General features: G+C 48.8%; 13 protein-coding genes. 5 read left to right on the top strand and 8 right to left on the bottom strand.

Annotation, left to right across the window (positions count from 1 at the left end):
• Positions 1 to 6 precede the first annotated feature (6 nt).
• A complete protein-coding gene (gene polA / locus Q0369_RS05280; RefSeq protein WP_298096953.1) occupies positions 7 to 2,823 on the bottom strand; it encodes a DNA polymerase I in 2,817 nt (938 codons plus the stop codon).
• 144 nt (positions 2,824 to 2,967) lie between these two features.
• Between polA and Q0369_RS05275 the strand changes: the two genes are divergently transcribed.
• From Q0369_RS05275 to Q0369_RS05260, 4 genes are all read left to right on the top strand, one after another.
• Positions 2,968 to 3,312, top strand: coding sequence for a hypothetical protein (locus tag Q0369_RS05275; protein WP_298096950.1), 345 nt, complete (start codon positions 2,968 to 2,970; stop codon positions 3,310 to 3,312).
• Positions 3,313 to 3,329: 17 nt separating this feature from the next.
• Positions 3,330 to 4,505, top strand: coding sequence for a peptidase M50 (locus Q0369_RS05270; protein ID WP_298096947.1), 1,176 nt, complete (start codon positions 3,330 to 3,332; stop codon positions 4,503 to 4,505).
• Positions 4,502 to 4,807: a metal-sulfur cluster assembly factor gene (locus Q0369_RS05265; RefSeq protein ID WP_298096945.1), complete on the top strand. Its 306-nt coding sequence runs from the start codon at positions 4,502 to 4,504 to the stop codon at positions 4,805 to 4,807. The genes Q0369_RS05270 and Q0369_RS05265 overlap by 4 nt, the downstream gene beginning before the upstream one ends.
• A 75-nt stretch (positions 4,808 to 4,882) precedes the next feature.
• Entirely contained in the window at positions 4,883 to 5,971 is a 1,089-nt protein-coding gene (locus Q0369_RS05260) for a hypothetical protein (RefSeq protein ID WP_298096942.1), read from the top strand.
• A 97-nt stretch (positions 5,972 to 6,068) separates the two neighbouring features.
• Here Q0369_RS05260 and Q0369_RS05255 read toward each other — a convergent pair whose 3' ends face one another.
• From Q0369_RS05255 to Q0369_RS05225, 7 genes are all read right to left on the bottom strand, one after another.
• Positions 6,069 to 7,511: a Ppx/GppA phosphatase family protein gene (locus tag Q0369_RS05255; RefSeq protein ID WP_298096939.1), complete on the bottom strand. Its 1,443-nt coding sequence runs from the start codon at positions 7,509 to 7,511 to the stop codon at positions 6,069 to 6,071.
• The gene (locus tag Q0369_RS05250; protein ID WP_005871264.1) at positions 7,512 to 7,757 is read right to left on the bottom strand and encodes a YfhL family 4Fe-4S dicluster ferredoxin; all 246 of its coding nucleotides are present in this window, start codon (positions 7,755 to 7,757) and stop codon (positions 7,512 to 7,514) included.
• A gap of 49 nt (positions 7,758 to 7,806) precedes the next feature.
• Positions 7,807 to 9,054, bottom strand: a complete 1,248-nt coding sequence (locus Q0369_RS05245) for a HAMP domain-containing sensor histidine kinase (RefSeq protein ID WP_298096935.1) — start codon at positions 9,052 to 9,054, stop codon at positions 7,807 to 7,809.
• Positions 9,055 to 9,092: 38 nt separating this feature from the next.
• On the bottom strand, positions 9,093 to 9,764 hold the full coding sequence (gene hsrA, locus Q0369_RS05240; protein WP_005871260.1) for a homeostatic response regulator transcription factor HsrA: 672 nt from the start codon (positions 9,762 to 9,764) through the stop codon (positions 9,093 to 9,095).
• 76 nt (positions 9,765 to 9,840) lie between these two features.
• Positions 9,841 to 10,158 carry a dihydroneopterin aldolase gene (locus tag Q0369_RS05235; protein ID WP_297963524.1) on the bottom strand — a complete coding sequence of 106 codons (318 nt, stop codon included), beginning with the start codon at positions 10,156 to 10,158 and terminating at the stop codon, positions 9,841 to 9,843.
• Positions 10,155 to 10,811, bottom strand: coding sequence for a glycerol-3-phosphate 1-O-acyltransferase PlsY (gene plsY / locus Q0369_RS05230; RefSeq protein ID WP_298096931.1), 657 nt, complete (start codon positions 10,809 to 10,811; stop codon positions 10,155 to 10,157). The genes Q0369_RS05235 and plsY overlap by 4 nt, the downstream gene beginning before the upstream one ends.
• Positions 10,812 to 10,820: 9 nt before the next feature.
• Entirely contained in the window at positions 10,821 to 13,112 is a 2,292-nt protein-coding gene (locus tag Q0369_RS05225; protein ID WP_298096929.1) for a DUF87 domain-containing protein, read from the bottom strand.
• Between the two features lie 94 nt (positions 13,113 to 13,206).
• On the opposite strand from Q0369_RS05225, the gene Q0369_RS05220 reads away from it, so the two are divergent.
• A complete protein-coding gene (locus tag Q0369_RS05220; RefSeq protein WP_298096927.1) occupies positions 13,207 to 14,130 on the top strand; it encodes a methylenetetrahydrofolate reductase in 924 nt (307 codons plus the stop codon).
• The last annotated feature ends 167 nt before the right edge of the window (positions 14,131 to 14,297 follow it).

The raw sequence follows: 14,297 nt of genomic DNA, 5'->3' as shown, positions 1-14,297 counted from the left end.
GCGGAGTTACTTCAGCTCGCCCCAGCGCTTGGCGATGTTTAGGCTCGTCTTTAAGGGCACGTTTAGGCTCGCCGCACTTTGCATTATCTCCTGCGCGCGCGCGCCGAAGCTCTGCGCCAAATCGTCCCGCACCTCGAAGATCAGCTCGTCGTGGATCTGCAATATCAGCCGCGCCTCATCGTTTAACAGCGGCGAAATCTCAACCATCGCCTTTTTGATGATATCGGCGGCGGAGCCTTGAAATTTCGTATTCACCGCCTCGCGCTCGTAGCTCGCATAGACCATGTTGTTGCGCGCGTTTGCGAAGTCGAAGTAACGCCTGCGCCCAAAAAGCGTGCTTACGTAGCCGCCTTCTTTCGCATCCGATTTTATGCTCTGCAAAAATTCCTTGATCGTAGAAAACGCCGCGAAATAGCGCTCGATATAGCCCTTTGCCTCGGCGCGCGCGATGCCTAGGCTATCGCTTAGCTTGCCCGCGCCCATGCCGTAGATGAGGCCGAAATTTATGCTCTTTGCGATCGTGCGGTGCGCGGGCTGCGCATCGCCGAAAATACTAATCGCCGTGCGCGCGTGAATGTCCTCATCCGCCCTAAACGCCGCCAAAAGCGCAGGATCGCGCGAAAAGTGCGCGAGCAGGCGCAGCTCGATCTGCGAGTAATCAAGCGAGATCAGCGAGTAGCCCCCCTCTGCTAGGAAGCAGTCTCGCACGTCCTTCGCAAAGGTGCCGCGCGCTGGGATATTTTGCAGGTTCGGATTTTTGCTCGCTAGCCGCCCGGTAGCCGTGCCGGTCTGCAAAAAATTCGATCTGACGCGGTTTTGCGGATCGGCCAGAGCAAGCTGTAGCAGCGGCTCGCAGTAGGTGCTTTGCAGCTTAAACAGCTCGCGGTAGTCTAGAATTTTACCCACCGCGGGATGCAGCGCCGTAAGATCCTTCAGCACGCTTTCATCGGTGCTATAGCCCGTCTTTGTGCGCTTTGCCGCAGGAAGCCCGAGCCGCTCGAAAAGCACGGCGCCGAGCTGAGCGGGAGAGTTGATGTTAAACTGCTCGCCGCAAAGCTCGTAAATTTCATCGGTGAGCGCTCGCAGGGACTTTTCGTTGCGCCCGATTAGGCTCTTTATCATCTCCGCGTCGATCTTGATGCCGCACCTTTGCATCTGCCAAAGCACCCGCACGAATGGGAACTCAAGCTCCTGCGCGAGCTTAAAAAGCGCGGGTTCGAGCAGCCCCTTGAGCTTAAAATACAACCTCAGCGTCACCCACGCATCCTCGCTCGCATAGATCGTAGCGGCGTCCAGCTCCACGGAGGCGAAGGTCTCGCCCTTTTTAACGACGTCGCCGAAATGCACCGTCTCATACCCAAGATATCGCGGCGAGATAGAGTCCATCCCCACGGCGTTTGCGGGATCGAGCAGCCACGCTAGCACCATCGTATCGGCAAAGCGCGCGGGCGGCTCGATATTAAAATTATTTTTCACGATCTCAAAATCGTATTTTAAATTTTGCCCCACGACATATCCGCGAAACAGCGAGCCGATCGCAGCCTTTGCGGCGTCCGAAGAAATTTGAGCAGGAGCGCCCAAATAGCTATGCGCAAGCGGGACGTAATAGGCGCGCTCCTCATTAAACGCAAACGAAAAGCCCACGATCTTGGCGCTTTTGCTGTCGATGCTAGTGGTTTCCGTATCAAAGCTCACCAAGGTCTCGGCGCTGACGCCTTCGCATAGCCTTGCAAGCTCTGCGGCATCGGTAATGCAAATGGGCTCAAATGGCGTTTTAAAAGCGCTTTCGCAACTTTGCCCGCCACAAGCGGAGCCGCTAGGGGTGGAATTTTGTCCGTCTAGCCCCCCTATGGCAGCGTCCAAGATAGAGCCGCCGCGAGACGGCTCTGCGCAGGAGTCCTTCCCGCCCGCGCCCAAAACGGAGCTTTTTGCGCCCGCGCTTTTACCCTCGCTCCAAAAATCAAGTCCGTTTTGCTCCTGCAGGCTTAACGCCGAAAGAAGCCTATTTAGCGCGTAATCTTTTAAAATTTCGCGGATTTTAAAAAGCGGATTTTGCTGCGGAAATTTCGCATCCTCTAAAGGCGGGATTTCCAGCTCGTCGTAAAGCGTAGCCAGGCGCTTGCTTATGTAGGCGCTCTGCTTACCTTCTATCAGATACTCGCGCTGTTTGTTTTGCGGTAGGCGGTCTAAATTTGAATAGATCCCATCAAGCGAGCCCCATTCGTCTAAAAGTTTCTTCGCCCCCTTATCGCCGATGCCGCGCACGCCCGGGATATTATCGGCGCTGTCGCCGCAGATCGCTAAAAAATCCACGATCTGCTCGGGATAGACGCCGTAGCGCTGCAAACACTCCTCCCTTCCGTAAAGCATCTTTTTGCCGTGGCTGTAAATTTTAACGTTTTCGCCGATTAGCTGATACAGGTCCTTGTCGGAGGTAACGATGTTGATTTTATGCGTAGCGCCGTACTTTTTAACGACGCTTGCGATGAGATCGTCCGCCTCATAGCCCTCGCGTCCGAGCGAGTAAAGCCCCATCTTTTCGATCATCTCGATGCAGACCGGCAGTTGCTGCAAAAGCGCGGGCGGCGGGGCTTGGCGGTTGGTTTTGTAGTTGGGATCGATATCCGAGCGGAAGGTCTTGCCCTTGCTATCCAGAGCGAAAATTATATAATCGCTCTTAAATTCCTTCGAAAGATTTGCGATGAAGCTCGCAAATCCGCTCACCATGCCGCTGGGTTTGCCGTCTTTTGTTTTAAGCCCGCTCATAGCGTAGTAGAGCCTGAAAAAAAAGCCGAACGTATCGATAATCGTGATGGTCTGCATAATGGTCCTCGGATTTAGAATTTTAACGCGTAGTGTATTAAAATTCGGCTAAATTTACAAATTCCGAATAGGACTTGACCTGCCTCATTTCAAAATTTTAAAATTTGCTATATAATCGCGCGAAATTTTAAAAAAGGATCAAGTATGGATTTTTTCACAGACTGGCAGGAGTTCGACGCGGCGGGCGCTACGTTGAAATTTTACAAAAAATCGCAGGGCGGCGTGGAGTACATCGGCTTTGATTCGCGCAAATGCGTCCCGCCCGAGCCGATGGTAAATGCGCTGGTGGCGCTAAATTTCGTAAAAGACCAAACCAAAAAGGTCGTCATGCTCAATCATAAATTCCCAATGGGGCTGATCCCAAAAATCGAGTCTAAATTTGACATAGTACGCGAAGATCTGGGCGGCGATGCGGTCAAGCTCACCATTAGCCTAAAGCCTGGCGCAGTCAATGAGGGCTTCGATACCGACGCGAAGTGCCACGGCTAAAGGGCTTTAAAATTTAGATGAATATCACGACATTTTCGCCGCCGTTTCGCATCGTAGGCGGCTATTTCATCTGCGGCTTTATCTTTTTGCTGCTAAGCGCGGCGAGCTTTTTAAAGGCGGATTTCGGCGCGATCCAGGCGCCGCAGACGGCGAGCTTTTTTCACGTATTTTTGCTGGGTTTCGTAATCAGCATAATCATCGGAGCGCTCTATCAGCTTACTTCGGTCATTATCCAAAAGGAATTTTTCACCGTCAAATTTGCGTTTTTAAATCTCCTCGCCTACGGCGCGGGCGTGGCTCTGCTAAGCGCGGGATTGCTGCTTTCAAGCATCCCTTTGATGCACGCAGGCGGCGCCGTTTTGCTGCTTAGTCTATTTTATTTTACAATCTGCTACGCGCTAAGCTTCATCGGCACGCCCAAATGGAGCTTCCCCGCCGTAGCGCTTGCGATCTCGGCTGCGTTTTTAGCCGTAGGGATCAGCCTTGGCTTTGCCCTCGTGCTAGCGCTTAGCGGCGTGGAGATTTTCGGAGTATATTTTTCAGAAATTTTATCCTATCACATATACTTCGTGCTAGGCTTCGTGTTTTTCGTCATCGTAGGCGCTGCGTGCGTGCTGCTGCCGATGTTTAGTCTGGCGCACGATCTAAGCTTCGCACTAGCAAAAGCTTCACTGGCGCTGTATCTGCTCGCGGGACCGTTTTTGTTAAAAGACTTTGGAATTTTCATCGCCTTTGCCGCGCTTGCGAGCTTTGCGGCTCAGGCGATCTATATCCTAGCCAGACGGGTGCGAAAAGCGATAGATTATTGGAATTTAAACGTCTACATCTCGCTGGCGGCTTTGGGATTTAGCGCGGCATTTTGGCTCGCGGATCGCGCGGATGCGGCGGCGTTTTGGCTGCTATACGGCTTTTTGTTCGCCTTCATCGTCGCGCACCTTTATAAAATCGCACCCTTTCTCATCTGGTACCACTACGTCTCGCCCTTCGTCGGCAAGCGCAAAATCCCTATGCTAGACGATATGATAATCAAAAAGATCGCCTATGCAGCCTGCGCGCCGAACGTCTTAGCGCTTGCGTGCGCGGGCTTTGGAGCGCTAACGCCCGCGGTTATCTTGCAAGCGGCAAGCATAATTTTGGTGCTAATCAACACCGTAAATATCTTTAACTACATAAAATTCGGAGAGGAAAAATGAAAGTAACAAAAGAGCAAGTTTACGACGCGCTTCGCGCCGTAGTAGACCCCGAGGTGGGCTTTGACGTCGTGTCGCTAGGGCTCATCTACGACGTATCGGTAGATGAGGCGAACAACGCTAAAGTCACGATGACGCTATCGACTCAGTCGTGCCCGCTGCATGAGATGATGGTGGAATGGGTGCGCGCTGGTGCCGAGAGCGTAGAGGGCGTCGGCGAGGTGGAGATTGATCTCGTCTTTGAGCCGATGTGGAATATCGATATGGCGGAGGATCACGTCAAAGAAGCGCTCGGTAGATTTTAAACAGCTTTGCTGCGCCCCGTAGTTTAAGCTTTGAAATTCTAAAATTAGACTTCGAATTTATACTTAGGGGCTGCTATGAAAAAATTTACCAACGGCGAGAAAGAGATCCTGCTTCAAACGCAAGGGCTTAGTTTGATTTCAAAGACGTTACAAAACGGCAAAGAAAGACTGAGCTCTAAAGAATTCGTAAACCACGATGCTCTGCAAAAAGCTTTCGTAAAAAAGCAAGTTGATGCCCTAAAAAAGGGCTTCATCTATGAAAACAAAAAAGCGAAATTCGGCGAGGCACTAGCGCATGCCTATATCGGCGGCGGATACAGCGGAGCGCTTGGATTTGCCGAGTTTGAGGATAAATTTTACGTCTATAAATGTAATTTTGACGAGCACGGCTGCGATTATTTAATCGTGCTGGACGACGAGTTAAGAACTCTTGCGCAAATTGAACTACCAAAAATTTTAGCATGGAAAATGACTGCTACCAAAAAGGCCTTGGTGCTTGATTTGGACCACGAATTCTTTCTTTTTGACAGAGAGAAATTCAGCAGGCTTTTTGAAGCCTGGGGTATCACAGGAGGAGGCTTTAGCTCTGCTCTAAGCGGCAACGGCGAAATTCTAGCCTGCGGCACGGATGGAATTTTAGCTTTCGGAAGCGACAAGAAGCTAAATTTTAAAACGGATTTTTCGGCAAAAGCAATAGGCTTCGGCAATAAAATTTGCGTAGCCTGTGGGGATGAAGGCGGCAAAAATATCGCCAGGCTCTACCGCCTAAAAGACTTCGCCGAGCTTTGCTGTATCGAATGCGACGTGGGCTATATCCACTCCCTAAACGTGGGGCTCATCAAAAATGACGCGATTTTGGTCGTAAATAACGGCTTTGATGAGCTGTATTTTTGGGACGTCGCAAGTAAAAAGCGTCTAAGCGCACCAAAAAGCTTGCCAAGAAGCGTAATGAGGTTTGCCGCAAACGATCAAATTTTTCTTACATACTTTTACGGTGGATTTAAAGCATTCAGCTTGGAGGATTTTCGCCTCTTAGGCGAGTTTGAGTGCGAGCACTGCGTCAAAACTGCTGCTATTGAAATCGCAGGCGAGCGCCTTTGCGTCCGCACCGACTACGGATTTTTTAGCGTCTATTCTTTAGCCAAGAATGGAATTAAAATTTAAAAAGCGCTATTGATATGGATTTATCGCCCGCTTCAAGCTCATAAAATTAAACGAACTCCGCCCGCCTTAAGCTTGCGCAACAAGCAGGGGTGGCTATTTAAAGAAATTTTATCGCAAAAATTGCGGGTTTTGCGAGCTTTTTAAGGCTTCCTTTAAGCATTATCAAATTATCCGCGCCGGAGATTTTAAGAGTGGAATTTTCAAAGCAAAATTCTAAATTTTTTAGCGCGTTTTCGCTTAGGAGGCGTGCAAGCTCCAAAATATAGCTGAGCCACGCAAGCTTGGCGGCGTCCGGCAAAATCGCGCTCAAAGGCGCAAACGTAGCTCCCAGCTCACGCTTTCCGTGCATCGAGATGATCGCGGCTATGAGCGCCTTTTCTTTGTGCGTCGTGCGATAGTTCAGCCCGCCGAGCACCATATCCGCGCTGGTTTCGTGCTTGGCATAAAAGCCGATCGCCCGTCCAATCTCACAAAGCGATGCTGCGGTCTGAAGAATTTTAATATATTTTTCGCTCAAGCCATGCAGCGGCGATAGCGTGCAAAACAGCGCCTTTGCGAACTTCGGAGCCTCGCTGGGCTCGGAAGCGAAGCGATCTTTGAGGCTTCTTAGGCTCGGATTAAAGCTTCTAGGTAGGTTTGCGCCGCGCAAGATCGAGCTTAAAAACGCCCCCTCTCGCACTCCCACGCCGCTTGTGATGATCTTTTTCGCTCCCAGGCGCCTTACGATCTTATCAAAGATGATGGCGCCCTCTCTTATCGTGTCGTAGCGGTCTTTTTTGATCGGGAATTTTGCCAAATCAAGCGTCTTTGCGCTCATCAGCTTGGCAAAAAACGGCGCGTATTTTTCGTAATCGTAACTGAAATTATGCACTATTTTTAGCGGGTGGTTTTGCAGGCTCATCACGGCGCCCGATAGCGCTCGCGCGGAGCCGCCCATTACGATTAAATTTTGCGTGCGAAACTCGGCGCCTACTTGCGAGATCGCGCTGTTTATGTATTTCTCCAACCCCTTCGTGTCGCCGCGGTCGAAAAACAGCTCCTTTAGCCGCACCGTGCCTAAATTTAGAGAAATTTTATTTTCTATCCTGCCGTTTTTTATGTAAGCAAGCTCGGTCGAGCCGCCGCCGATGTCCAACGTAACGCCCTCGGAAAAGTCGCTAAGTAAATTCTGCGCCGCATAGGCGCCCAGATACGCCTCCATCTGCCCGTCTATCTTGCGGATCGCAATGCCAGTTTGCTTGCGTACGAGATTTATAAACTCGCTCCCGTTCGGCGCATCGCGAAGCGCGGATGTACCGATGCAAAGCACGCGCTTGGCTTTGTAATTGCATACGAGGATTTTAAATTTTTTAAACGCCAGCAGGCATTTTTGCATCGCTTCGGTGGTTAAAATTCCGCCGTTTTCGTAAGCGCCCTCGCCTAGGCGGATCTTGATCTTATGCTCGGCTAAAATGAAAAATCCAAGCCTGCTCGTACGCTCGAAAATCACGGCTCTGGCGGAATTTGAGCCCAGATCTATGACTGCGACGCGCTTGGGCATTTAAATTTCCATATGGACGTGTTTGTATTTTAGCTCGTCCGCCGTCTCGATATTATCGGGATCGGTGATGATACACTCGACTGGGCAGACTACGATGCAAGCGGGCTCGGAGTAATCATCTACGCACTCGCAGCATCGATCGGCATCTATGATGTATATCGGCTCATCCTCAAAAATAGCTTCATTAGGGCATTCCTCGCGGCACGCGTCGCAACTGATGCATTCTTTTGTAATCAACAATGACATATAATTTTACCTTACGAAAAAATTTATGGCGTTTATACCATAAAAAGCTTCATTTTGTTTTAAAATAGCGGAATTTCGGGCTATTTCTTAAATTTTTTAGTGGAAGTTTGAAAATCGCGACGATTAGCGAGCGCCCTTTGTCGTTTTTAAGATCTACTTGCGCACCCATCGCTTGAGCAGCATTTTTGGCTAAAAATAGCCCGAGCCCGGCTCCCGGTTTGCCGCCGTAGCGCTTAAAAGGGGCAAAATAATCGATCTCTTCATTAAGCGGCTCGCCTTTGTTTGCGACCCGCACTATGAAATTTCCGTCCGAAATTTCGCTCTCGATCAGCACCTTTTCGCCGTCCGGAGAAAATTTTATGGCGTTTTGGATAAAATTTTGAATCACGTGCATAAAGAGGCTTTTCTGCACCGAAATTTCAAGCTGTTCGGGCTTAAGATCCATCGTCAAGTCCTTGCCTGCCGTACGCGCTAAAATTTTAAAGCCTACGCATAGCTCCCGTAGATACGCGATCATATCGGTCTGCTCGGGCGCCTCAAACTGCGCCCCCTCCTGCCGTCCAATCTCCAGTATGGAGCTGATCATTTTATTCATATTATCGATCGAGTCGTTATTGTTTTTAAGCGCCTCGATATATTTCTCGCTCTCGCGCGGCTTGATGAGAGTAACTTCGTTTTTGGTTTTCATCACCGCAAGCGGGGTCTTAAGCTCGTGCGCGATGCCGATAAAAAGCTCTTTTTGATACATAATAAAGGTATCGATGCGCTCAAGCAGGCGGTTTATGCTGTTTGAAAGTGGGCTAAATTCGCTCGGGATTTCGGCCCCGTCAATCGGCTTTAGAAATTTTTCATCCACCGAGGCGAGCCTTTGGCTGATCAGCTTAATTGGCATTAGTAGCATGCGCGAGAGAAACATCGCGTAAAATACCACCAAAAATATCATAGTTAAATTTACTAAAATGATGTCGATGAGTATTTGATTTACGATGTTTGCATAGACGCTCACATCTGCTTTGATGCTTAAAATTTTATCCTTACCATAAGGATAGTGCAGCTGTAAATAGCTCTTGCCATCCTCGGAGCTTTCGATAAATTTAGGTTTATTGATACTTTCGTTTTCGATGATTTTGCTTTCGTATTCACCGGATGCGTCTTGTAAAAAAGATGAAATTTTCTCAGGCGGCACGGAGGCGTCTACGATTTTTTGTGCTCTTTGGATTAAATTTTGAACGGGAGTTTCGAAGATGGTAATTCTCATATAATTATAGAGCATTACCGAAAAAATGACAATTAGCATCAACGAAGCGGATGCTAATTGTATTACAAAGCGGACTCTTAGGCTTTTTGTGGAAAGCAAAATCTATATCCGCGTCTGCGAACGGTCTCGATCGTAGAGATATTTAGAGGCTTATCCATTTTCTGTCGAATTTGATTTATCGCTACTTCGATGACGTTTGGCGTAACGAGCTCAGGCTCCTCCCAGATGGCATCTAATAGCTGCTCTTTACTTACGATCTGATCGCTATGGCGCGCCAAGTGAGTTAGCACCTCAAATGGCTTGCCCTTAAGCTCGATCTCTTGACCTAGATATGTGATCTTTTCCTCATCCGGATCGATGATGAGATCGTCGATTTTGATGATATTTGAGCCGCCGAAGCGAAGTCTAGCCTCGAGGCGTGCTACTAAAACATCAAAGTCGAAAGGTTTTTTGATAAAATCGTCCGCGCCAGCACGAAGCGCTTTGATCTCGCTTTCTTTATCGTCTTTTGCAGATAGCACGACGACGGAGGTACGCGCGGATTTTTGCTTAACCAATGCGATGAGATCGATGCCGTTGCCGTCAGCTAGCATCCAATCGGTTAGCACCAAATCATAATTTCTAATGCCGATATAATACTCTGCGTCCTTAAAACTCTCGGAAGTATCCGTCTGATAGCCGAACTCCATCAAGCCCTCCGCTATCGTCTTGTTTAAAGTCACCTCGTCCTCGACTATTAAAATTCTCATTTAATTTCCTTGCCTTAAAATTTTGCGGCGATTTTAACATATTTTAAGCAAAATTTCAAGATTTTTTAAAGAAATTTTAAAATTTTATCTCTATTTCCGCGCCGACGCTCGCGTCTTGTAAAATTTCGGGCTTTAAAATTTTCATATAAAAATAATCCATCGATCGAAATTTTGAGTGAAACTCCTGCGCGAAGTATTTTAGCGCATCCTCCACGAGGCGAAATTTTTTCTCGCGGAACTCCGCTTTGATATATTCGCAAACCCGCGCGTAATCGATAAACTCCTCCGCCCCGAGCTTCGCCCACACCCACACGCGCTGCTCGCGCTTGCGCTCAAAATCCAGCGTCCCGATTATCGCGCCAAATTCAAGCTTTTCGATTAAAATTTTAATCATACTACGCGCTTTTCCTCGCCCTTAAGCAGCCTGGCGATATTCGGCGCGTGTTTGTAAAATACGATGAAAACTATCACAAAGATCGGCGCATGAGTGTTGATCGCCGGCATCTGTGGATGGATCACGTAGCTTGCTACGACTAGCGCAAGCGCCGCTGCAAGCGAGGCTACGGATGAAATTTTAACCGTCTTGCCAACTACGAACCAAACTGCAAGCGCGATGATAAGCTCGATAGGGATAAAGCAAGCAAGCACGCCCGCACCCGTCGCAATGCCCTTGCCGCCGTTAAATTTCAGATACGGGCTGAAGCAATGCCCAAGCACCGCAAAGACCGCCATGCTCCATAGCACGTTTTCGTCAAAGCCCAAAGCCCGCGCGATTAGTATCGGCAGGATGCCCTTTAGCGCGTCGCAGGCAACCGTGAGGATCGCGAGCTTTTTTGCTTTTTGCGGATCGCGAGTTTTTAGGACGCGAAGGACGTTGGTGGCACCTATGGAGCCGCTGCCTTCGCTTTTGATATCCACGCCGCCTAGGTATCTGCCGATCAGCAGCCCAAAGGGGATCGCAGCGATCAGATACGCAGCAAAGTAGCACCAAAAATTCGGCGCCGTAACGATGCTAAGTAAAAATTCTAAAATTCCCGATTTTTTCATAAAATCCCTTTAACTCTTCCAAAGTAGCGAAATTTTCTCGTCGTAGATGTCGGTTTTCTTCGGCGAAATTTCTTTCGTTTCGAGTTTAATATTTTTCAGATCTAGGCTCTGTTTTAGCGCGTCCACTTCGCTTTCAAATTTCTGTGTGAGCACCTCCAGCTCCTCTTGCAGCGCGCTTAGGCTATTTTCGGCATTTTTGGCTTCGCTTCGTTCGTTTAAAATTTTATGCGCGCTCTTGGCGCCGCTGATCGCTTTAGAGATATTGCTAGCGCTGCGCGAGCGGCCTAAAAACGCGCCTAAGATCGCTCCGCCTATGTTTAGCGCCGCATCCACCCCGCGACTTAGCACGTCGCCCTTTTCCTTCTCGTACTTTTCGCTAGCGCGCGAAATTTTATCCTCAAGGCGCGCCTTTTCCTTCTCAAATTTAGCCGTAATCTCATCAGTTTTAGCCTCTAGAGCTTCATTTGCCTTATCGCCTAGGCGCACGAAAAATTCCTCCCTGCTCTCGCCCGGTTTTGAGAGCAGATCAAGCGCGCTAAAAAGTTCTAACTTTTCGTTGCGGTAGAGCCATTCTTTAAAGCTTTTAAGCTGAGCGTTTAAATTTTTTGCTCCCGCGATGAAGCTAGGAAGTGCACCGTAGAGCGAGCCCGCCTGCTCCTGTCCGCTTAAATTTGCAACTTCTCGCGTGCTCGCCTCGCTCCAATCTATTTCGCTTGCGTCCGAAAGCGAAAGCAAAAAGGAGCGCTGCTGCGTAAAATCGACTCCCTTGTCGCAAAATCGCATCTTTGCGCTTGCATACAGATACGGACTTAGCTCAAGGCTCGCGCCGTAGCTGTAAAGCTGCGAAATTTCAGCAGAAACTACGGGTTTGGCGGCGCCGGCGGATTTGACGCCTTGAGCGGCGCCCGACACGGACGAAATTTCAGCCTTTTTGTCTTTCATTAAATTTGAAATTTGCTCGTTGCTTAAAGGCCCTTTTAGATAGCTTAGCGCAAAGCGCGTCTCGATCACTCGCAGCACGTCCTCGTTGATGTTTTTTACCAAAAAGCTTCGCTTTTTGAGGTTTGAAATTTTCTCCATAAGCACGCTTTTGTCGATCGGATTTGAGCCGATGCCGCTTAGACCGCTGATGACGCGCTCTTTATCTTGCGCGGTCTGCAAGCGCCCGATAAACCACGTACCGATATTGCTAAGCCCCTTATAATCGAGATCGACCGGATTTTGCGTCGATAATACGCAACCAAGGCCGAACGCGCGAGCCTGCTTCAGCAGCGTAAGCATCGGGGTTTTGCTCGGCGGATTACCGTTTGGCGGAAAGAAGCCGTAAATTTCATCCATATAAAGCACTGCGCGTAGCGAGCTGGTGCCGCTGGTGGTGCGCATCCACTTGATCATCTCGCCCAAAAGCAGCGTGACGAAAAACATCCTCTCATCATCGTTTAGATGCGCAATGGAAAATATATTCGCCCTTGCCCTGCCGTTTTCGTCAAAGAGCATCTTGGAGATATTTAGCCGCTCGCCCTCGCACCAAAGCTTAAAGCTCGGACTTGCGATGAGTGCGTTAATCTTCATCGCAAGCGCCATTCGCTTATCGCTCGGAAAGAAGGTATTAACGTCGAAAACGCCGATTTTATCGAATGGCGGGTTGCCGATCTGCGCGATGAGATCCACCACGCTCACTCCCTCGCCCCTGCCGAAATGATAAGACAGAATTTGGCTGATCAGTAAAAATTCCGGCGAGCTGAGATTATCGCTGCTAATCCCTGCGAGGCTTAGCACGCTAGTGGCGATGCCGCCGATGTAATTATTCAAATCCTCTTCGTTTAAGCCTTTCGGCGCTTCAAAGTCGCTTAGTAGGCTGATGCCAAGCCCTGCGCTTGATTTGGGCGTATAAATTCTAAAATCGGCGCTGTTTTTCAAAAGCTGTACTCGCGCCAGGTCTTGATATGAGCCCTCAATCCCCTCGCGCCAGGTATTTGCGGTCTGCTCGGCGTACTCGCGCACGCTAAGACCTTTGTTTTGCGCCTCAGCCTCGTCGATATAGGGCTCAAAATCCTCAGCCCTCATCTGCGGGAAAGCAAGAGCTAAATTTGTTAGATCGCCCTTCGGATCGATGATGATGGATGGGATATTATCGATCGCGGCTTCCTCTAACAGCGTGATGCCAAGTCCCGTCTTGCCGCTACCGGTCATTCCGATGATAAGCGCGTGAGTCGTCAGATCCTTGTTTTTATACAAAAACGGCTCGCCGTTTTCAAGCCCCAGATAAAAAAGCTTTAAATTTTCTTGAAGCGTTTTCATTGCGTTCCTTAAATTTGCAATTTGCGCGGCATTATATCATTTAAATTTTTAAATTTAAATTTGCTAAAATGCGCGAAAAATCAAGGAATGACAAGTGTTAAAAGAAAAAATTAGAAATGGAAGAAGCGGAATTTTGCTCTATGGCATCGTTCCGCCTAAAATCACGTCCTCTCAAGACGAGCTCGAGCGCCTAGGTACGGCGTGGTCGCAGCGCCTAGGCGAATGCGAATGCGACGGCATCGTCATCTACGATCTACAAGATGAAAGCGCGCGCACGAAAGATGAGCGGACCTTTCCTTTTGTGCATACGATCGATCCTGCGCGATATTACACTCAGTATCTGCACACCGATAAAGAAGCGATCATCTATCGCGCGGTAGGCAAATACGACGAGGCAGAATTTTGCGAGATTCTAAGGCATGCCGCAAGCAGGCTCGGTGTTTTCGTGGGGGCGAGCTCTAAAAACGAAGAATGCAAACTGCATCTAAGCCGCGCCTATGAGCTCAAGCGACTCGTGGCACCGCATCTTTGCCTAGGCGGTATCTGCATTCCAGAACGCCATGAAAAGAGCCACGACGAGCACCTTAAAATCGCGGAGAAGACTGCGGACGGATGCGAATTTTTTATCACTCAGGCGGTTTATAATGTACAAAACGCCAAAGATTTCATTGACGATTACGCCGCTTTGGAGTGCAAAAAGGTGCCTATAATCTTTACTTTCACGCCGTGCGGTAGCCTAAAGACGCTTGAGTTTATGAAATGGCTTGGCATCTCGGTGCCAGATTTTCTGCAGCAGCGACTGCAAAGTAGCGTCGATATCTTGCAAAGTTCAACAGCACTGTGCGCGGAGATGTTTGATTTCATCTATAAATACGCCCTCGCAAAAGGGGTGAGCGTGGGCGCAAACGTCGAGAGTGTCAGCACCCGCCGCGTCGAAATCGAAGCCTCGCTCGGCTTACTAAAAGAGATCAGAAAAATTATCCTTAAGCACGAGAATTTGGGATTTTACGTTATTTAAAATTTTAAACCGAGCGCACGAGCAAAACTCTAGATAGTCCAAGCTAGCGGAGGAATTTTAAATAATTTTAGATCGCTTTCTGAAAAATAAATCGAAATTTTATCCGAATGGAATTTGAACTTAAAATTTATAAAAAATTGCCCCAATAATATGCTTTAATAACTGTC

Source organism: uncultured Campylobacter sp. (genome assembly GCF_938030685.1).
Classification (GTDB): Bacteria; Campylobacterota; Campylobacteria; order Campylobacterales; family Campylobacteraceae; genus Campylobacter_B.
The sequence above is the reverse complement of the archived record's forward strand: the minus strand, read 5'-3'. Positions and strand labels throughout refer to the sequence as shown.

Excerpts from the sequence above, each read along its gene's own strand:
- polA (WP_298096953.1), bottom strand. The coding sequence starts at position 2,823 with ATGCAGACCATCACGATTATCGATACGTTCGGCTTTTTTTTCAGGCTC.
- Q0369_RS05275 (WP_298096950.1), top strand. The coding sequence starts at position 2,968 with ATGGATTTTTTCACAGACTGGCAGGAGTTCGACGCGGCGGGCGCTACG.
- Q0369_RS05270 (WP_298096947.1), top strand. The coding sequence starts at position 3,330 with ATGAATATCACGACATTTTCGCCGCCGTTTCGCATCGTAGGCGGCTAT.
- Q0369_RS05265 (WP_298096945.1), top strand. The coding sequence starts at position 4,502 with ATGAAAGTAACAAAAGAGCAAGTTTACGACGCGCTTCGCGCCGTAGTA.
- Q0369_RS05260 (WP_298096942.1), top strand. The coding sequence starts at position 4,883 with ATGAAAAAATTTACCAACGGCGAGAAAGAGATCCTGCTTCAAACGCAA.
- Q0369_RS05255 (WP_298096939.1), bottom strand. The coding sequence starts at position 7,511 with ATGCCCAAGCGCGTCGCAGTCATAGATCTGGGCTCAAATTCCGCCAGA.
- Q0369_RS05250 (WP_005871264.1), bottom strand. The coding sequence starts at position 7,757 with ATGTCATTGTTGATTACAAAAGAATGCATCAGTTGCGACGCGTGCCGC.
- Q0369_RS05245 (WP_298096935.1), bottom strand. The coding sequence starts at position 9,054 with ATGCTAATTGTCATTTTTTCGGTAATGCTCTATAATTATATGAGAATT.
- hsrA (WP_005871260.1), bottom strand. The coding sequence starts at position 9,764 with ATGAGAATTTTAATAGTCGAGGACGAGGTGACTTTAAACAAGACGATA.
- Q0369_RS05235 (WP_297963524.1), bottom strand. The coding sequence starts at position 10,158 with ATGATTAAAATTTTAATCGAAAAGCTTGAATTTGGCGCGATAATCGGG.
- plsY (WP_298096931.1), bottom strand. The coding sequence starts at position 10,811 with ATGAAAAAATCGGGAATTTTAGAATTTTTACTTAGCATCGTTACGGCG.
- Q0369_RS05225 (WP_298096929.1), bottom strand. The coding sequence starts at position 13,112 with ATGAAAACGCTTCAAGAAAATTTAAAGCTTTTTTATCTGGGGCTTGAA.